General features: G+C 41.0%; 7 protein-coding genes and 2 pseudogenes. 5 read left to right on the plus strand and 4 right to left on the minus strand.

Features of this window, described 5'->3' with window-relative positions:
- Window positions 1-84: 84 nt before the first annotated feature.
- From HFE01_RS05045 to HFE01_RS27210, 5 genes and pseudogenes are all read left to right on the plus strand, one after another.
- Window positions 85-5,079: a non-ribosomal peptide synthetase gene (locus HFE01_RS05045; protein WP_207714826.1), complete on the plus strand. Its 4,995-nt coding sequence runs from the start codon at window positions 85-87 to the stop codon at window positions 5,077-5,079.
- Window positions 5,080-5,108: 29 nt separating this feature from the next.
- Window positions 5,109-15,218, plus strand: a complete 10,110-nt coding sequence (locus tag HFE01_RS05050; RefSeq protein WP_049789211.1) for a non-ribosomal peptide synthetase — start codon at window positions 5,109-5,111, stop codon at window positions 15,216-15,218.
- Window positions 15,219-15,241: 23 nt separating this feature from the next.
- Window positions 15,242-15,964, plus strand: a complete 723-nt coding sequence (locus HFE01_RS05055; RefSeq protein ID WP_019687303.1) for a thioesterase II family protein — start codon at window positions 15,242-15,244, stop codon at window positions 15,962-15,964.
- A gap of 201 nt (window positions 15,965-16,165) precedes the next feature.
- Complete coding sequence (locus tag HFE01_RS05060; protein WP_019687304.1) at window positions 16,166-16,414, plus strand: hypothetical protein; 249 nt, start codon at window positions 16,166-16,168, stop codon at window positions 16,412-16,414.
- A gap of 288 nt (window positions 16,415-16,702) precedes the next feature.
- Window positions 16,703-17,910 (plus strand): annotated as a pseudogene (locus HFE01_RS27210) (IS5 family transposase); the annotation flags it as partial.
- A gap of 490 nt (window positions 17,911-18,400) precedes the next feature.
- Here the strand turns inward: HFE01_RS27210 and HFE01_RS05075 are convergent.
- From HFE01_RS05075 to HFE01_RS27695, 4 genes and pseudogenes are all read right to left on the minus strand, one after another.
- Window positions 18,401-18,616: pseudogene (locus HFE01_RS05075) on the minus strand (tyrosine-type recombinase/integrase); the annotation flags it as partial.
- On the minus strand, window positions 18,615-18,857 hold the full coding sequence (locus HFE01_RS05080; RefSeq protein WP_019687305.1) for a hypothetical protein: 243 nt from the start codon (window positions 18,855-18,857) through the stop codon (window positions 18,615-18,617). The pseudogene HFE01_RS05075 and the gene HFE01_RS05080, both read right to left, overlap by 2 nt.
- Before the next feature lie 85 nt (window positions 18,858-18,942).
- Window positions 18,943-20,103 carry an alpha/beta hydrolase family protein gene (locus HFE01_RS05085; protein WP_016820873.1) on the minus strand — a complete coding sequence of 387 codons (1,161 nt, stop codon included), beginning with the start codon at window positions 20,101-20,103 and terminating at the stop codon, window positions 18,943-18,945.
- A 223-nt stretch (window positions 20,104-20,326) separates the two neighbouring features.
- The gene (locus HFE01_RS27695; RefSeq protein WP_019687306.1) at window positions 20,327-21,382 is read right to left on the minus strand and encodes a HAMP domain-containing sensor histidine kinase; all 1,056 of its coding nucleotides are present in this window, start codon (window positions 21,380-21,382) and stop codon (window positions 20,327-20,329) included.

A 21,382-nucleotide genomic window follows, 5' to 3' on the forward strand; every position in this document is an offset into this window, starting at 1 on the left:
GTACCGGATCAAGAAATAACCGTACAGGGGATGAGGGAACACTTGTCAAAAGAGCTCCCGGACTACATGATCCCTTCTTACTTTATGCAGATGGAAAAGCTGCCATTGACCCCTAATGGAAAAATAGACAGGAAAGCATTGCCCGAGCCTGACGGAAGTATGAGTACGGGAACAGAATATGTAGCGCCGCGGAATGAAGTGGAAGAGAAACTGGTTGAAATATGGCAGGAAGTGCTTGGAGCAAAACAGGTAGGAATAAGGGACAACTTCTTTAAAATAGGCGGAGATTCTATACGTGCAATATCATTAGTCAGCACAATATGCAAAAAGTTGGATATAAACATCCAAATCAGGGATATATACATGAATCCTGATATTGAGAGATTGTCTGCATTCTTAAAAGTAAAAGATACGGAAGCTTTTAACAGTAAGATGGGTAAAGCAAGGGAAGAACTGGAGTTATTTAAACAGCGAATATTGATGAATGAAACTCTCTCAGAAAAGTTACCTTCGGACATGGAAGATATATATCCGATGAGTCACATAGAGCTGGGTATGATTTATCATTCCAAAAAAGACTATGAAAATGCAGTTTATCATGACCAATTTGCATTTCATCTGAATGACAAAGACTTTGATTTCCCAGCATTTAAAGAAGCGATGCTTCTAATGACGTCAAAACATGATATTTTAAGGACGGTTTTTAATTTAGAGGATTTTGAAACTCCTGTGCAAATTGTTTACAAGGGCAGTAGTCTTGATATTGAGCAGATAGATATCATGAATTTTAGCAGGACAGGGCAGGTTGAGTATATAAACAAATATTTGGAAAATGACAGAGCGAATCCGTTTGATATATCAAAGCCCCTTTGGAGGATAAGAATATTCAAACTTGACGCAAACCATATTTGTCTGGTTCTGATATTCCACCATGCTATCCTGGATGGCTGGAGTGTTGCTTCATTGATTACGGAAGTTTCAAACCTATACTCTAAGCTTAAGCAAGAAAAAGATTATATACCAACACGGCTTAAATGCAGCTATAAAGATTATATAGCAGACCAAATGACAATTAAGGACAACCAGGAAGTAATTAATTATTGGAGAGAGGAATTAAGTGAATATAAAAGGTTGAATATGCCTGCAAATATTCATGGAAAAACAAAAAAATCTTATAAAGTAGACCATGTAACACGCCATTTAAGTCAGGAATTTTTAGGTGATTTAAGAAGTACTGCCAGAAGATATGATGTAAGCTTAAAGACACTTTGCTTTGCTGCATACACTTATATGCTCAATATGCTTTCATACGAGGATGACTTTGTCGTAGGTTTGGTAGAAAATAACAGACCTGTATGCGAAGATGGAGATAAGATGCTGGGGTGCTTCTTAAATACGGTTCCCGTCAAAATGTGTTTTGATAAAATCGATATATGGGAGGAATTGATAAAAGTTGCAGAAAAGAAATTAATAAACTTAAAGCTTTATGGAAGACTGCCTTTATTTGAGATCATAAATATCCTGGGCGGAAAAGAAAACAAAGAGGAAAATCCTTTATTTGATACCATATTCAATTATGTGGATTTTCATATATATAACGAGATAATAAACAAAGAAATCGCTGATGTTAAAGATAGAATTTCAGTTGATGAATATGAAGCAACCAATACAAGTCTTGACTTTACAGTAAGTAATACATTCGATGATCTTAATATAAGCTTGATCTACTCGGACAAAGTATTGGAAAGAAAACAGGCAGAAGAGTGTATAGACTATTTTATTAATATTTTAAATATGTTTATCCATAACCCCAAAGGGTCAGTTGACAAGCTTATTATATTAAGTCATGAAGAAAGAAAGCAGTTGCTGATAGACTTTAATGATACTAAGAAAGACTATCCGCAGGACAAAACCATACATGAGCTGTTTGCTGAGCAGGTGGAAAGGACACCTGACAACATAGCTGTGGTATATGAAGACAAGCACTTGACTTACAGGGAATTGAACGGAAAGGCAAATCATTTGGCCAGAGTATTGAGGAACAAAGGGGTAAAGCCTGACCGTATTGTAGGAATTATGGCCGAACGTTCATTTGAGATGATTGTGGGGATATTTGCCATATTGAAAGCTGGAGGGGCGTATCTGCCGATAGATCCTAATTATCCTGATACAAGGATAAAGTATTTGTTGGACGATAGTGGTTCCCAGATCCTTTTGACCTCCAGGACCTTTATGGAAAATAAGCAGATTGATGCGGATATTATATATCTGGAGGAAGAATATTTAAATGAAGAGAACTCAAAGCTTGAAAATGTAAACAAACCCTCGGACCTTGCGTACGTCATTTATACATCAGGTTCGACAGGGAAGCCCAAAGGTGGAATGATTGAGCATACTAGCGTTGTAAACATAATTACAGCCCTCCAGGCCATGTATCCGCTTAAAGCGGAAGACTCTTTTCTATTTAAAACAACTTATACCTTTGACGTATCCGTAGCTGAGATATTTGGCTGGTTCCTCAACGGAGGAAAGCTTGTAATATCACGCCAAGGTGTGGAAAAGGAAGCTATGGAGTTAGTAGAGGTAATAAACAAGCATAAGATAACCCATGTAAACTTTGTACCATCAATGCTGAATATAATGGTACAGACTTTAAAAGATAATGGTATAAAACTGCCATCAACTCTCAGGTATATTTTTGCTGCTGGAGAAGCGCTGCCCAAAAAGCTTGTCCATGAGCTTTTCGATGTCTCAGAGAACACATCTCTGGAAAATATCTATGGGCCTACAGAGTCCACGATATATGCAGCGGGTTACAGTATAACAAAGAAAATAGCAGAAGAACTTATAACAGTACCTATAGGGAAAGCTTTACAGAATGTATACCTTTATATACTGGACAAGCACAACCAATTAACTCCTGTAGGAGTGGCCGGTGAACTTGTGATAGGTGGAAGCGGTCTTGCAAGGGGCTATTTGAATAGACCTGAACTGACAGCAGAAAAATTTGTACCTAACCCGTTTATTCCCGGCGAAAAAGTGTACCGCACAGGGGACTTAGTAAGGCGGCTTCCTGATGGGAACATCGAATTCATGGGCAGGATCGACCACCAGGTAAAGATAAGAGGCTTTAGAATAGAGCTTGGAGAAATTGAAGCACATCTGGTGAAGCACACTGCTATTAAGGAAGCAGTGGTTATTGCAAAGGAAGAGCAGCAAGGGAAGAAGTACCTGTGTGCATATATTGTAGGGGAAAATGAATTGACCATTTCCGAGCTAAGGGAGCATCTCTTAAACGAACTACCTGACTACATGGTACCAGCGTATTTCATGAAGCTGGAACAGATGCCATTTAATGCCAACGGTAAAATTGATCGGAAAGCATTGCCTGAACCACAGGGGAATATTAATACCGGAGTAGAGCATGTAGTTCCTAGAAACGAAAGAGAAGAAATACTGGCCAAAGTATGGGAAGACGTACTAAAAACTGAAAACATCGGGGTAAAAGATAATTTCTTCAGCCTTGGAGGAGACTCAATAAAAGCCATACAGGTAATGTCGCGTCTTAACGTCCATGGGCTAAAGCTTGAAATGCGGGACTTATTCAAACATCCTGTAATTGAGGAACTCGTCGAATATATACAATCTACAAGCCGAAGAATTCATCAAGGCCCGGTAGAAGGCATAGTACCGATAACACCTATACAAAGATGGTTGTATAAACAAGACAGCAAGGATATTCATCATTTTAATCAGGAAATAATGATATATGGGCGTAACGGATTTGAAGAAGCTATTATTCGAAAAGTATTGTCAAAGCTTGTAGAGCACCACGATATTTTTAGAACAGTGGTAAAAATAGAGGATCAAAATATACTCCAATACAACAAAAACCTTGAAGGTGAACATTTTTCATTGGAAATTGTAGACCTTAGGGACAGCTATAATTACCGGGAAAAAATAGAGCTGGAAGCGTCGAGGATTCAGAGGAGCATGGACTTGTATAACGGTCCTTTAGTTAAGGTTGGTCTGTTTAAGACTAAAGAAGGGGACCACCTGCTAATAGCTATTCACCACCTTGTAGTTGATGGGGTATCGTGGAGAATCATACTGGAAGATTTGGACATAGGATACAGACAGGCGCTAAACAATGATGAAATAAAATTCAGCAACAAGACCGACTCTTTCAAAGATTGGGCACAGAGGCTTGATGAGTATGCCAATAGCCCTGAACTATTAAAAGAAATAAATTACTGGACCAATTTGGAAAAAACTGAAACAATACCGCTTCCAAAAGACCGAGAGATTGAAGAAAGAAGGTATATGAATAACAATAGCGTCAAGATCGAGCTGAGTATTGAAGAGACTGAGAAGATGCTAAAGCGGGTAAACCATGCTTATAACACAGAAGTAAACGACATATTGCTTACCGCCTTGGGATTAGCAGTGAGGGAATGGACCGGAAATGATAAGGTTCTGATCAGTCTGGAGGGGCACGGCAGGGAGGAAATCATTAAAGACATTGACATAAGCAGGACCGTGGGATGGTTCACCACCCAGTATCCCGTGGTGTTAGATGTCAGCGGACAACTCGATATTTCCCGCATGATCAAATCGGTAAAAGAAAACATCAGGCAGATACCTAACAAAGGGATAGGTTACGGCATACTAAAATATCTTACCTTGCCGGAAAACAAAGCCGATTTAAACTTTAATCTAAACCCTGAAATAAGCTTCAATTACCTCGGTCAATTCAACCAGGATAATGTAGACAATTTATTTGGAGTGTCTGATATTCCTGCCGGAGAGTCTACAGGACCAAACTATAAAAGTGAGTATTGTATTGATATTAACGGCGGAACTGTAGAAGGCGGGAAGCTGGAATTAAACTTTAGCTACAACCAGGGAGAGTATGAGAAGAGTACTATTGAAGGGGTAGCGGTGAGTTTTAAAAAGCATTTAGTAAACATAATAACCCATTGTGCAGAAATGGACTATTCAGAAGCTACACTCAGTGATTTTACAGTAGACGATCTGAATATGGATGAGTTTGAAGACGTATTGAAAAACTTCGAATAAAAAGAGTTTGTATTTAAGGAGGAGTACTTATGAGTGATTTGAAGAAACAAAATATAAAAGATATGTACCGGCTCACTCCTATGCAGCAAGGGATATTGTACCACTATATGATGGATAAAAATTCAGACGCCTACTTTGAGCAGATATCACTTTCTATAAAAGGTATCCTGGACATTGATTGTGTTGAAAAGAGCGTTAATATCATTATTGAAAAGTATGACGCTTTGAGAACAATTTTTTTGTATGAAAATGTAGCCAAGCCCTTACAAGTAGTCATGAAGGAAAGAAAGCTGTCTGTCAGCTATGAGGATATTACCTCCCTTGCCGAAGAACTAAGGGATAGGTATATAGAAGAATACAGGGTTAAAGACAGAAAAAAGGGCTTTGACTTATCAAGGGATATTTTAACAAGATTAAGTGTAATTAAAACAGGCTACCAATCTTATAACATGGTATGGAGCTTTCATCACATCATTATTGATGGGTGGAGTCTCGCAAATATATTTAGAGAATTTATGGAAAACTATGAAGCCCTGATGAATAGCCGGGAGCCGGAGTCAGGAAAGGTATATCCTTACAGCCGCTATATCAAATGGTTGGAAGGCAGAAATCAGAACGAGGCCGCAGATTACTGGGAAACCTATCTTAAAGGTTACGAGCATCAGACAGTCCTTCCCCAAAACGGCAGGTCTGCAAGTGATGATTTCAGGATTGAAGAAACGGAGTTTAAAATATCTGAACAAATAACTAGCGATCTTGAGAAGTTTGCAGCCAAAAACAATACAACCATGAGTACCATTATAAAGACCATATGGGGGATATTATTACAGCGGTATAACAATACCGATGATGTGGTGTTTGGTGAGGTGGTATCGGGAAGGCCTCATGAAATACAGGGAATTGAGAGCATGGTGGGTTTATTTATAAATACCGTTGCAGTAAGGGTGAGTTGTGATGAGGATAAAACTTTTACCGAACTGATCAAAGAGATGCAGCAATCGGTGCTTGAATCTGACCGGTACAGTTTCTATCCTCTGGCGGATGTGCAGTCAAAAACATGCTTGAAAGATGCCTTGATACATCATGTCATGGCTTTTGAAAATTACCCTATGGATGAAGCGGTTAATGCTTCATCCAGTAATGGCATTTTAAATGTAGTTGGAATGGAAATATTCGAGCAGACGAATTATGATTTTGGGATACTCGTTGATGGCGGTAAGGAATTATCTATTAAATTCAGTTACAACTCACTGGTATATGATGGTAATTTCATAGAAAAAATCAAGGGACATTTTCAGTCGGTAATAGAAATTGTAACCGATAATCCCGATATGCATATTAGGAATATTGATATACTCACCGAAGTGGAAAAGAAAGAAATAGTACACTGCTTCAATAATACAACGGAGGAATACCACAGGGAAAAGACCATTCACCAACTATTTGAGGAACAAGCGGTGAAGACACCTGACAATGCGGCAGTGGTGTTTGAGGGTAAGCAGCTAACCTATAGGGAACTCAATGAGAAGTCAAATCAGCTTGCAAGAGTGTTGAGGGATAAGGGAGTTAAACCAGACAGCATAGTGGGTATTATGGTAGAACGCTCACTGGAGATGGTCATAGGTATATTTGGCATACTTAAAGCCGGAGGGGCATATATGCCTATAGATCCTGACTACCCTAAGGCAAGAATCGAATATTTACTCGAGGACAGCGAGATAGGGGTGCTGATTTCCCAAAAGCAATTCCTGGAGAAAGTGGAGTTTTACGGGAAGTATATAGACATAGAAGATGAAAGCCTTTATGCCGGAAACCCTATGAACCTGGAAGTGGTATGTTCACCGCAAAATTTGGCATATATCATTTATACATCTGGGTCTACAGGAAAACCTAAAGGGGTTATGGTAGAACATAAAGGGGTAGCAAATCTGGAGGCGTTTTTCAAGACCCGCTTAAATGTAAGTGAAAGCGATAGGATTATTCAATTTGCATCAATTTCATTCGACGCTGCAGTTTGGGAAATATTTATGGGACTATTGGCAGGAGCAACACTATATATATCTTCAGGCGATATTATCAATGACTACCGAAGATTTGAAGAATACCTAAATGAAAATGAGATAACTATTGCTACTTTACCACCTCCGTATCTGGCAAATCTGGACCCGGAAAAAGTAACTTCCTTAAAGAAGGTAATTGCAGCAGGTTCGGCTTCCACTCTCGAACTTTTAAAGAAATGGAGCAACAGGATTTCATATATAAATGCTTATGGACCTACTGAGACAACCGTATGTGCAACGGTATGGAAAGCAGATGATTGTGAGACGGCCGATAAGTCGGTACCTATTGGTAAACCTATTACCAATACCCGGGTGTTTATAGTTGATGAAAACAATAATCTTAAGCCCATAGGTGTTGAGGGTGAACTCTGTGTTTCCGGGGCAGGATTGGCGAGAGGATACTTGAAAAAACCGGAACTTACCAGGGAAAAGTTTGTACCGAACCCATTTATGCCTGGAGAACTGATGTATAAAACAGGAGATCTTGCAAAGTGGCTTCCTGACGGGAATATTGCATTTGCCGGCAGAAAAGACCACCAGGTTAAAATAAGAGGGTATAGAATCGAGCTTGAGGAAATAGAAGCAGCCCTTTTGAAGCATGCTGATATAAATGAGGCGGTGGTCATTGACCGGGAGGATTCAAGTGTAGGCAGGTATCTTTGCGCTTATATAGTGTCTGACCGAGAAGTGACAGTGACCGAAATAAGGGAGCTTATATCTAAAGAGCTGCCCGATTATATGATTCCATCCTATTTTATGAAGATAGCAAAAGTACCGTTAACCATAAATGGAAAATTGGACAGAAAGGCGCTGCCGCTGCCTGATGGAAGAATAAATACAGGAACAGAGTATGCAGCGCCTTCAGGTGAAGTGGAGGAAAGGCTTGCGCTGCTGTGGCAGGACATCCTTGGAATAGAGAAGGTAGGAAGAAATGATAACTTCTTTATGCTCGGAGGACACTCGTTAAAGGCAACAAGCCTTGTAGCAAGAATTCACAAAGAGTTCAATGTAGACATACCTCTTAAGGAAATATTCAAGACACCAACCATCTTAGAAATTGCCAGCTACATTGAAGACTCAAAGGAGAGCCTATATCAGTCCATTCAACGTGCTGGGGATATGGAATATTATCCCATGTCATCCGCCCAGAAAAGACTATATATATTAAACCAGCTTGAAGGAGCTGGAATCGCCTACAATATACCTGGCATAATATTGCTGGAAGGTACTGTTGATAAAGCACGTTTTGAGCAGGCTTTTCATAGTCTGATAGAAAGGCATGAGAGCTTTCGAACCTCCTTCCATATGATCGAGGAAGAGCTGTCTCAGAAAGTCCATGACAAGGCGGACCTAAGTATCATGTACCTGGAAACCAGTGAAGCGAAGGTTCCCGAAATAGTGGAGAAATTCATAAGGCCCTTTGACCTTGGAAAGGCTCCACTATTAAGAGTTGGACTTGTAAAGATTGGAGAAGCCAGACATATTATGGTGTTTGACATGCATCATATCATATCGGATGGAGTGTCCAACGACATACTGGTAAGAGAGTTTATAAGCTTATATGAAGGGAAAATACTTCCTCCACTGCGTATACAGTACAAGGACTACTCAGTTTGGCAGAGGGAATTGTTTGCAGGAGCTGCCATAAGTAAGCAGGAGGAATTCTGGCTCCAGACCTTTCAGGGAGAGATCCCTGTGCTGGATTTATCCACCGACTACCCAAGACCCGCAGTACAAAGCTTTGAAGGAGACTACATCAGCTTTGAAGCTGATAGCGAGCTTGCGGTTAGACTTAACAAGCTTGGATCAGACAATGGAGCTACATTATATATGACGCTTCTTGCTGCATACAATGTGCTGTTATCTAGATACACTGGACAGGAAGATATTATTGTGGGAAGTCCTATAGCTGGAAGGCCTCATGCTGACCTTCAAGACATCATAGGTATGTTTGTAAACACTCTGGCCATGAGAAACCACCCGCAAGGAGAAAAGACTTTTATTGAATTCTTGAAAGAAGTTAAAGAAAATGCTTTGAAAGCATACGACAATCAGGACTATCAGTTTGAAGAATTAGTGGATAAGCTGGACATAAGGAGGGATATGAGCAGGAATCCCCTCTTTGATACCATGTTTGCCATATACAATGTTGGAAAAGCAGAGCTCATAACGTCTGATCTAAGCTTCAAGCCGTACAACAAAGGGATAGAAGGCAGAATATCAAAATTTAACATCACCTTAAATGCATTTGAGACTGAGGATGGTATAGCCTTTGAACTCGAATACTGTACAAGACTGTTTAAGAAAGAAACAGTTGAAAGACTTGGGGCTCATTACATCAATTTGCTGGAAGAAATTGCAGCATACCCCGAAAAAAGGCTTTATGAAATCGAAATGTTATCACAGGAAGAAAAACAGCAAGTATTATACAGCTTTAACGATACTGCTCTCGAATATCCCCTGGATAAAACCATACACCAAATGTTTGAGGAGCAAGTGAAAAAGACTCCTGATCATATTGCAGTGGTTTTTGAAGGTAAACAATTAACCTACCGAGAACTGAATCAAAAGGCAAACCAATTGGCCAGGGCATTAAGAGAAAAGGGAGTAAAGCCTGATGATATTGTAGGCATAATGGTGGACCGCTCGCCTGAAATGGTTATAGGTATAATGTCAGTAATCAAGGCTGGGGGGGCGTACCTTCCTGTAGATCTTAATTATCCATTGGAAAGAAAAAGGTATATGATGGAGGACAGCAAGGCCAAAATTTTACTCACCCAAAATCATCTTATGGATCGTGATGATTTCGATGGTGAGATTATTGATTTATCTGATTATGATTATAATTTTATAAACGATGTGAATATAAAATGTATAAATAAGCCTGGTGATACAGCGTACATCATCTATACCTCTGGCTCAACGGGAAACCCTAAAGGTGTTTGCATTGATAATAAGAGTGTATTAAACCTGGTAGAGGGTCTGTTCCAGAGAATATATAGCAAATATGAATCACCGTTGAATGTTTGCCTCATTGCCCCTTATGTTTTTGATGCTTCGGTGCAGCAGATTTTCGCAGCACTGCTAATGGGGCATGCATTGTACATTGTACCGGAGGAAGCAAGGAAAGACGGTAAAAAGCTGCTGGACTTCTATAGTGAAAATAGGATTGATATTTCGGATGGAACGCCCATACACGTAAATATGATGTTAAATTCTCCTCCTATAGATAATAACCTAAAAGTGAGACATTTTATTATAGGCGGAGATGTTCTTCCATTTGATGCAGTAAAAGACTTCCTAAGCAGATTTGAGGATGTGCAACCTTGCATCACAAATGTTTATGGTCCTACCGAATGCTGTGTGGATTCTACGGAATATTTGATTACTGCGGCGGGGCTTAGTAGATTGGATAATATCCCCATAGGCCGTCCTTTGCCAAACACCAGAGCATATATACTTGGTAAGAAATTAGAAGTAAATCCTATAGGTATCGCTGGGGAATTATATATATCTGGGGATGGTCTTGCCAAAGGCTATTTAAACAAGACGGGGCTTACTGCAGAAAGATTTGTATCTAACCCGTTTATAAAGGGAGAAAGAATGTATCGTACTGGGGACTTGGCAAGATGGCTGCCTGACGGGAATATAGAATTTTTAGGCAGGATGGACCACCAGGTAAAGATAAGGGGATTTAGAATAGAACTTGGAGAAATAGAGGCTCAGCTATTAAGACATGCTTCAATAAAAGAAGCTGTGGTTATTGTAAAGGAAGACCAACAGAAGAACAAGGATCTGTGTGCATATTTCGTTGGGGAAAATGAACTGACAATAACTGAACTAAGGGAATGCCTTTCAAAAGAATTGCCCGAGTATATGATTCCGGCATACTTCATGCAGCTGGATGAAATGCCTTTGACAGCCAATGGTAAGATAGACCGGAAGAACTTGCCCCACCCTGCTGCTCATTTAAATACTGGAGTAGAGTATGAAGCACCTTCAGGTGAAGTGGAAGAGAAGCTTGTACAATTGTGGCAGGATATCCTGGGGGTTGAGAAAATAGGGAGAAATGATAATTTCTTTGTGCTTGGGGGGCACTCATTAAAAGCAATAAACTTTGCAGCCAAAATTCACAAAGAGTTCAATGTAAATATATCTCTTAAGGAGATATTCAAGCTGCCGACAATTGCAGAAATTGCCAAGTACATCCAGGAAGCCCAAGAGAGTATTTATCAATCTATCCAGCCCACTGGAGAAATGGAATACTATCCTATGTCGTCTTCCCAAAGAAGGCTGTATATATTAAATCAGCTTGAAGGAGCAAGGGTGGCATACAATATGCCAGAGTTTATGTTGTTAGAAGGCAGTATTGATATAGAACGTTTTGAGAAAGCCTTAGATCAGCTGGTAAAAAGGCATGAGGCTTTCCGGACCTCCTTCCATATGGTAGATGGTGAACCGGTGCAGAAGGTCCATGATGAGGTGGAATTTAGTATCATGTACATGGAAACCGGCGAAGAAAAAGCCTCAGAAGCAGCAAATGAATTCATAAGGCCATTTGACCTTGGCAAGGCTCCTTTACTAAGAGCAGGGCTCGTAAAAATTAGAGAAGACAGGCATGTCATGATGCTTGATAAACACCATATCATATCTGACGGGGTGTCGGATGAAATACTGGTAAGAGAATTCATAAGCTTGTATGAAGGAATGAATCTTCCAGCACTTCAGATTCAGTACAAGGACTATTCCGTATGGCAGAATAAATTGTTTGCTGACGGCACAATCAGTAAACAAGAAGAATACTGGCTCCAGGCATTTAGGGGAGAAATACCAGTACTTGATATGCCGGTAGACTACCCAAGGCCGGCTATACAGAGTTTTGAAGGCGATATGGTCAGTTTTGAAACAGGCCGGGAACTTGCACATAAACTGAACAAGCTTGCCGTGGATCATGGAGCAACACTGTATATGGTGCTTCTAGCTTCATACAATGTGCTTCTTTTCAAATACACCGGACAGGAAGATGTCGTAATTGGAAGCCCTATAGCAGGAAGGCCACATACAGATTTGCAGGACATCATAGGCATGTTTGTCAATACCCTAGCTATGAGGAATTACCCTCAAGGTAAAAAGAATTTCAGCGAGTTTTTGAGGGTAGTAAAAGAAAACGCTCTAAGGGCTTATGAAAACCAGGATTACCCATTTGAGGAACTTGTGGAGAAGCTTAGCATTAAGCGGGATTTGAGCAGAAATCCGCTGTTTGATACTATGTTTGTCTTGCAAAATAAAGAAGCATCAGAATTTAAGATGAATGGGCTAAGGTTCATGCCCTATGATAATGAGTTCAGGGCGTCCAAATTTGATTTGACCCTAAACGCCCAAGAGACCCAGAATAATATTGTATTTGGGTTAAAGTATGCTACTCGTCTGTTTAAGAAAGAGACAATAGAAAAACTTAGGGTCCATTTCATCAATGTACTGGAAGAGATCACAGCTTACCCCGAAAAGATGCTGTCCGAAATAAATATACTATCTCAGGATGAAAAACAGCAAATACTAAATAGTTTTAATGATACAAAGGCAGAATACCCTAGGGATAAGACTCTACATGAGCTGTTCCAAGACCAAGTGGAAAGGACACCTGATAATGTAGCTGTAGTGTTTGAGGACAAGCAATTAACCTACAGGCAGCTCAATGAAAAGGCAAATCAGCTTGCCAGAGCACTAAGAAGTAATGGTGTAAAGCAAAACAGCATAGTTGGAATAATGGTAGAAAGATCCGTAGATATGCAGGTTGGAATACTGGGAATTTTAAAAGCAGGAGGTGTCTATTTACCAATTTCAACCAAACTTCCTGAACTAAGAATAAAAAAATTACTGGAAGATAGTAATGCAACTATGCTGTTGACGCAATCACATTTAGCGGATAAAGCAGAGTTTTACGGTAATATATTACTGCTTGATTCCCCTGAAATATACATTGGAAGTGCTGAAAACCTTGATAAAATAAATAAACCAGAGGACTTAGCTTATATCATTTATACATCGGGATCTACTGGAGTTCCGAAGGGTTCAATGATAGAGCATCGAAGTGTAGTTAACTTGGTTTATGGACTAAGAAAGCTTGTCTATGAAAATTATGATAATTATTTAAATGTTGCCCTTGTGTCCCCTTACTTTTTTGACGCATCTGTAAAACAAATATTTGCGGCTTCTCTCCTTGGCCATACGCTGTTTATAGTTCCTGAGGATACAAGGCTAGATGGTGAGGGCCTTCTAAAGTACTATAACAGGAATTCAATTGCTGTTTCAGACGGAACACCAGCACATATAAAGCTTTTAACAGATACTGCCAGGCCTGGCGAAAGTCTTTCAGTTATGCAGTTTATTATCGGAGGGGAAGAACTTTCATGTAAAGGTATACAAGGTTTCTATGATCGGTTTAAAGATAATAACCCTACTATAACAAACGTTTATGGTCCAACAGAATGCTGCGTAGATTCAACTTATTACCATTTAAGCCGTGAGAAGGTGAGAAATCTAACAAGTATACCTATAGGTATGCCATTGCAGAATTATAAGATATATATACTTAATGAAGACATGAATATCTTACCGGTTAATACAACTGGTGAAATATATATATCTGGAGATGGGCTGGCAAAAGGCTATTTGAACAAACTTGAATTGACTACGGAAAAATTTGTAGCTAATCCTTTCAGCTCTGGAGAAAGAATGTATCGTACCGGTGATCTTGGAAGGTGGCTTCCTGACGGAAACATCGAATTTATAGGCAGAGTAGACCATCAGGTAAAGATTAGGGGCTTTAGGATAGAGCTTGGGGAAATAGAAGTGCAGCTATTAAAGCATCCTTCAATAAAAGAAGCTGCGGTAATTGCAAAGACAGACCAGGAGGGCAACAAGTATTTGTGTGCTTATATAGCAGGGGAAAGTGAATTTACAATATCAGATTTAAGGGCGCTTCTCTTAAAAGAACTTCCCGATTACATGATACCACAATACTTTGTTCAGCTGGAAAAGCTGCCTTTGACAGCCAATGGCAAAATAGATCGGAATAATTTACCCCAAAATGACGGTACTTTAGCTACATCAGTAGAGTATGTAGAGCCTTGCGGTGAAGTTGAGGAGAAGCTTGCACTGCTGTGGCATGATGCCCTTGGAGTACAAAAAATTGGTGTGAATGATAACTTCTTTGAACTGGGAGGATACTCACTGAAGGCAATATCCCTTATAAGCAGAATTTATGAACAGTTAAATGTTGAGGTACCACTAAAAGACTTTTATATGGCCCCAACCATAAAGGAAATTGCCCGTTTTATACACAATACGTACGCCAATGATTATATTACACCAAGTCCGGCAATTCATTTTAATTCAGCAATGGAGAGTCTTATGTTTGCATTCCCTCCAGGAGGAGGAAATGGAATAGCTTATGGTAGTTTATCAAAACAAATGAATGCTTATTCCATATATTCCTTTGACTTTATAGAAAATGAGAGCAGGATGGAGGAGTATGTGAAGGCAATTACTTCTGTCAAACCCGAGGGCCCATATATTCTATTTGGTTACTCGGCAGGAGGTAATCTGGCATTTGAAGTTGCTAAAGTATTAATTGAAACTGGACATCATGTATCCGATATAATCTTTCTGGATTCGGCTAAATCATTTGTCCTTATTGAGGAAGAAAGCGAAGATGCTAAGAAACTTGCTGAGCAACAGGATAAAGAATTTATAGAAGAAAATGAGAAACTTATAAAAGGCATGTTTGGAGATAACCAGGCAGTTATTGAAAAGGCCATTGAAAGAATGAGAAATTATCATAAATACACTAGAAGTGTTATAAACTCGGGACAGATAAACTCCAATATCCATCTTATTATATCACAGCAGCAAGACAATGAAGGTGAAGCTGATTTATGTGAAGGATGGAGAGAGGCAACAACGGGAGAGTTCAAAGTATATAACGGATTTGGCAGTCATTTTGATATGTTAAGTACAGGATATATAGATAAAAATGCGGCTATTATTAAAGAAATATTGGAAGAGATCAACCAATAGTTCAGATATAAGGGGTAGATATAATGGATAAGATTAAATTGTTTTGTCTGCCGTATGCAGGAGGTTCTGCAGCAGTATATAAATATTGGGAACAATACTTGCATGATAGGATTGAGCTTTTCCCGATTGAGCTTGCGGGAAGAGGCAGCAGGATTGGTGAACCGTTTTACGGAAGTGTTGAGGAAGCGCTTGAAGATATACACCGTATTATCATAAGCAACCTTGAAGAACAACCTTATGCGTTGTTTGGCCACAGTATGGGCAGTGTACTTGTATATGAACTTGCCTATAGAATAAAGGAGCTCGGACATCCATATCCTGTCCATATGTTTATTTCCGGCAGATATCCTCCGGGTTTTGTAAGTAAGAAGAAGGTACTCTATGATTTGCCGGATAAGGAGTTTGTGGATGAGGTATTTAAGCTGGGAGGCACGCCCAAAGAGGTTCTGAAAAGCAATGAATTAATGGAGTTGTTTTTACCGATACTCAGAGCGGATTTTAGAATTACTGACACATACAGGCACATTGAAAAAAACGCTAAGCTTGACTGCGATATAAGTGTATTGTGGGGAAAAAGAGAAAAGGGAGCCACTATTTTTGACGTTGCAAAATGGCATGATTATACGTCCAAAAGTTGTAAAATTCATATGTTTGACGGGGATCATTTTTTTATACACGATTACAAAAGGGATGTAGCAGCAGTAATAAATAGTAGTCTCATCGACTTTGCAGACAATGTTATGTGAAGACTGAAGTTTATTTAAAATTTAATATGAAATCAAGAGGCTAAGTTTTTAGGTTGACTTTAATGACCTGTAGACTTAGCCTCTTTCCAGTCTAATTAAGAATTTCAAGAAAGTAGAACCTACGTCCTATTGGAATTATTTTCATGTTTCTGTATTACGACGAAAGCAGCGCTCCATTCCTATACGCTATCCCAACGGTACATGCTTAAAGACACATCGGTGAAAATCCTGGAAATTGCGCCGCCAGGGGTTCAAACGTATTTCAATAACGATCCGAGCTCTATGCTACTAGCATCATTCATTGATGAAACGATGAAGGTACTTGGTACGGATGCGGACGAGGTTCTAGTGGAAGAAGCGAAAGTATTTCGAAACAACCCGGGCCCGAACGAAGGTATTTTTGTGAACCAGTTAAACAATATGATGTTTGAGCCGCCAAAGGGTCATTAATCCGTTTAATACTTAGCGTATATTTTCGTTAATTATCTCAACTCGCTTTTAGAAAATCCTTGATTATCAAGGGCGTGTACATCGAAGACATGTAAACAACGTATTCGCCTTGACAATGAGCCTCGCGGCATCGGAGTCTAAACACGTGCGCCGATGCCCATAGGACACGGTTTACCTAGGGCTTGCTGAACGAATCAAAACTCCAACAGGCACAAGGGTTTAGGGCCTCTTATGTCGAAGGAAAACGGGGCAGCCCCGTGAAAAACCGTGCACTTGGAGGCGTCAGGATTGTATCAGCGAACCGAGAACCAGATGAACCTGCCCGTCGACTTTTTTCTGCCGTTCGGCGGAAAGCTCGCAGAAGATAACCGCTGGGTGCTGCTGGCCCAGATGATTCCGTGGTGGATGCTCGAAGAGAAGTATGCGAAAAACTTCAAGAAAAGCCTCAAGGGCCAAAAAGCCGTTTCGATCCGTATCGCGCTCGGCGCACTCATCATCCAGGAGCGGCTTGGCACCGATGATCGGGAGACACTTCGTCAGATTCTGGAGAACCCGTATCTGCAGTACTTCCTCGGTCTGCCGGAATATCGGTACCGCCGTCCGTTTCATCATTCTCTCATGACGCATTTCCGCAAGCGATTGGGTGGCGAAATTCTGGATGAAGTGAATGAATGGATCGCTCTGGAAGAAGCGCGCAAGTGTCGGATGATTCATCGGACGACGATGAACCTGGCAGCGGAACTGACGCAGCGTCCGGTAAGCCTTCAGAAACGCAGCCACAGCAGATGGAACTGACGAACGAGGGCGAACTGCTGCTGGACGCTACCTGCGCGCCGGCGGATATCGCCTACCCGACGGATTTGTCGTTACTGAATCAGGCCAGAGAAAAGCTGGAGAAGATCATCGACATCCTGCACGAACCGGAACGTGGAAAGACCCGCAAGCCCAGAACATACCGAGAGTGTGCCCGCAAAGCCTATCTGGCGGTTGCCAAGCAGCGGCGCGTGAAGCCGCGCGCGATACGAAAAGCGATCGGCAAGCAGCTCAGGTTCGTTTCCCGTGATCTGCGCATGATCGCCGAACTCGCCGATATGACGAGCGGCCTGCCGCGGCGTTTGTACAAGGAACTGCTGGTCATTCAAGAGCTTTATCGTCAGCAGCAAACGATGTATGACAAGCGGACACACAGCATATCGGATCGGATTGTCAGTATCGCACAGCCACATGTCAGACCGATCGTGCGCGGCAAAGCCAGGGCAAACGTCGAGTTCGGAGAGAAGCTGGCGATTAGCGTGGTGAACGGCTACGCTTTCCGCGAGCATCTGTCGTGGGATAGCTACAACGAAGGGCAGACATTGCAGGACGCCGTAGAGCGTTACCGCGCCAGATTTGGTTATTATCCCAAAGCGGTGCTGGCCGACCAGATCTATCGAACCCGCGACAACTTGCGCTTCTGCAAAGAGGGAATTCGCTTAAGCGGACCGCAGTTGGGTCGTATTAATAATGGTTTCGCATTTTCAATAACCTTAGATATAGTCGAGCTATTTCATAACTACACTCACCTAAAATCACTTTGCGATGATTCGCTGCTCTCATCAGTTGGAGTAACTACAGACAATCTCTTTGTATTCTACTAAAGTAGGGAACTTTGTGTCATTTTAGTAGGGGATTTTGTGTCAATGTACAACAACAGTTGCAGCAGAAAACTACATCTATAAGGTTCTCTTCAGACATATTCACAAAACCCGTATTTTGTACATATGTATAGCATGATCTTCGGAGATAAAAATGCCTTAACATAAACTGTTGATTGACACAAAACTCCCCTTGTTTTCGATACCAAAGCACCCTCTTTAACTTTATTCCTTGTGCTATCATTGAAAAATCATTATGTAATTTTATGTTGGATGTAAAATTGCATAGTTCTCACTTATTATAGTGGGATTTTGTGTCACTGATTTCATGTTTCCTTACGTTGGAAATTGCTCACTTATCCATATTATTAACTGCAGTTCTCATTTCTTCATCAGACAAATGTGTATAGATCATGGTTGTTTGTATAGACGAATGCCCTAACTGATTCTTCAACCTAGGTACGTTATTGTTCTCCAGGTGATAACGAGTTGCGAATGAATGTCTCAAAAAATGCACTGTCAATGCGGGTTTGCCAAATGCCTTCGCATATTTCTCAACGAGCTTTTCATCCAGCAGTCAATAATGTCAGCAGACTCGCCAGACGTTCTTCCATCTGTTCCAATGTCAATATGCTCATTCTGGAAGCCGCAAGCTCAATGGCTAACGGAATCCCTTCTATTTTTTTGCATATGGCACCTACAAGCTGCAAGTTTTCCAGCGTGGGCTGAAGCTTAGGAGCAACCAAAAACGCACGTTCCATAAACAGTTGCACGGCTTCAAATTCCTTGATTTCTTCTTGCGAAAGCATCTCCAGCGAATACTCCTCCCCTGGAAAGGATAACTGGGGAATCCGATAGACGTATTCCCCAGTTTACTTTATGACGTCCTGGCAATCACTTAGGACGAGGTGCAGCTGGTCCAAGCCCAATTGAGCAGAGCCAATTCAGCGCTACCTCATGTAGCACGTTGATGTTGTCTACCTGACAGTGTTCTAATCCCCCAAGTCTTCTATCCTCTATCGGGAAGAATGTCTTGTTTTTCGAACCCGCTTGCTCATAATTTTTCAAGGCTTGTGTCAGCGGATTTGGCTGAACCAATATCTCTTCCGCTCCGTGCATTACAAGAAGCGGACATTCTATCTGGTGAAGCACCCCCTCAAGATCATAGGCAAAACGCGGATTACCCGCAAAGTCCTCCATGCTTTTTGCCCCCAGAATTCTCATGCCATGTGCGGCCAGACTCGGTGGCATCCATTTAAGCATTGCATCCCAATCAAAGGCATGCGTACCGCCGTCGGAGATGACGGCAGCAATTCTGTGATCGAACGAAGCGAATCGCAAAGAGTCGTAAGCCGCAAAACTCTCACCGTGCACGATAATCTTATCGGGATCGACTTCTGGCCGCGTTAGAAGAAAGTCGATTGCTCGGGAATGGAAAGCCTCACTGTCCGCTCGTCTTCCTTTTCCCTTTTCGTACAGCGAGAGGCCGGTGCCAGGCTGGTCATAAACCAGAAAGTTATATCCACACGAAATAAAAGCGGGACCTAGCCAGAAATAGTTTTCAATTGACCACTCGTCGCCACCGTTGAGAGCAAAAAGGGTCGGCTTCGGACCTTTTATCCAGGAAGGGGAGAAGAAGTAACCATCCAGCTTGACATCTTCGTAATCGACTTGGATCTTCTCCGGTTGGACATCGAAGTACTTCCCGGCAGCTTCGAAGAGTTCATTTACTTTTTTAAATACACGGATTTTCTCGGTGTCATCATCCATCACCGTATATTCTGCAATTCTGTAGTAATTGCAGGCACGAATGTAGCAGTTTCGTGCTGTATACCAGTTTCCAGCTGTTTCGGCCTCCTTGCCGTGTCTTTCCAATGCCTGAGCCGTTATGAGCCATTCCCTGTGCCACGTGTCCTTGTCTTCGGGGTCGATTTTTTTGCAGGCCTCGTAGATCTCGGTGACGTCCGTAGCACCGAGGCTTGCCATACCTAAAGCTTTGGTGACTTGGTATGACATCATGTAGTGATTGGGCCAACGGCTGAACTCAATTGACATTGTAACATCCCCCTTTTCCAGTTCTAGTTCTTGTAGTTTTTTTACTACAAGTAATTTTTACAACACAAAGATAAAGCTTCTTTAAAAGAAAAATAAATGTTTGTAAAGAGAATATAAAAAATTATAAAACACTAAAAAAATAAAAAATGGCTGCTGCCTGGGTGTTCATAGCTGGCAGCAGCCTTTAACTCCTGTAGTAAAAGAAAATGTGCAAAAAATAAAATCAGTGTTGTGCGGCCAAGGGAAGGCTGAATCTTATCCCCAAACCGCCATATTCGGAAGGGTAGGCGTCAATTTCGCCCCTATGATGTTCAATAATGGATTTACAGCTTGCAAGACCCAGCCCCAGCCCGCCCTTTTGGATTTGTCGCGATTTATTCACAGTGAAAAATTTGAGGAACAGAGAAGATATATCCTTATCCGGCACTCCAATTCCATTATCCTCGATTTGAAAAAAGGCATACTGTCCTAGCGGGTAACCGGTCATATACACTTTCAGCTTATTTTTCCCTCCATATCTTACAGCATTGCTAAAGAGGTTGCCGAAAACCCGACGTATCATCGGTTCATTGATCATCAGCCATATATTTTCCGTGAATGAATGGCGGCAAGTAAGCTCATTGTCAAGTCCCGCCAACTCATATTCATATTCAAGGGCAATGTTTTCAAATAATTTTGATGCTTTTACAGGTTTAGCTACCATAGATTCCAACTCCAGTTTTTCTTTGGTGAAGCTGGAGAAATCATTGATGAGTTCGACCATATATCCTGACTTCTTTTGAATCAAATCATAATATTCCTGCTTTTCAGTTTCTGGTAAATCCTTGTGCATAGCCAGCAGTTCAGTAAAGCCATTAATAGATGTCAAGGGAGTTTTCAAGTCGTGGGCAATTGCCGCGATCATATCGGTCTGCTCTTTGTGCGCGAGTTGAAGCCGATGCTCCATCTTATTGAAGTGTTTATAAAGTTCTCCGATCTCGTCATTACTTCTTAGAACTAGGGGAGGCAGTGGATGTACAATATTTACTTCTTCAAGCCTGGTATTCAGAAGCTGAATGGGTTTCTCTATGCAAAAATGAATATAGATAATTAGAATAATAAATATGATGCAGGCAATTGCAAATATGGGCAGGAGCAATGCTATATATCGCGAGTCCAGTAATGAACTGCGTATAGGAGAATATACTGCAAAGACAAGCTTCAGGTACATTCCAATCGAAAACATGAATATTATAAACATCAGCAGGAACAAAAGAGGAAGCTTTATTTTCAGTTTCAT

This window comes from Paenibacillus sp. EKM10P (genome assembly GCF_011800655.1).
In the GTDB taxonomy this organism is placed as follows: Bacteria; Bacillota; Bacilli; order Paenibacillales; family Paenibacillaceae; genus Paenibacillus; species Paenibacillus polymyxa.

Coding starts and splice junctions, on each gene's coding strand:
- HFE01_RS05045 (WP_207714826.1), top strand. CDS start 85: ATGCAGATGGAAAAGCTGCCATTGACCCCTAATGGAAAAATAGACAGG.
- HFE01_RS05050 (WP_049789211.1), top strand. CDS start 5,109: ATGAGTGATTTGAAGAAACAAAATATAAAAGATATGTACCGGCTCACT.
- HFE01_RS05055 (WP_019687303.1), top strand. CDS start 15,242: ATGGATAAGATTAAATTGTTTTGTCTGCCGTATGCAGGAGGTTCTGCA.
- HFE01_RS05060 (WP_019687304.1), top strand. CDS start 16,166: ATGCTTAAAGACACATCGGTGAAAATCCTGGAAATTGCGCCGCCAGGG.
- HFE01_RS05080 (WP_019687305.1), bottom strand. CDS start 18,857: ATGCTTTCGCAAGAAGAAATCAAGGAATTTGAAGCCGTGCAACTGTTT.
- HFE01_RS05085 (WP_016820873.1), bottom strand. CDS start 20,103: ATGTCAATTGAGTTCAGCCGTTGGCCCAATCACTACATGATGTCATAC.
- HFE01_RS27695 (WP_019687306.1), bottom strand. CDS start 21,382: ATGAAACTGAAAATAAAGCTTCCTCTTTTGTTCCTGCTGATGTTTATA.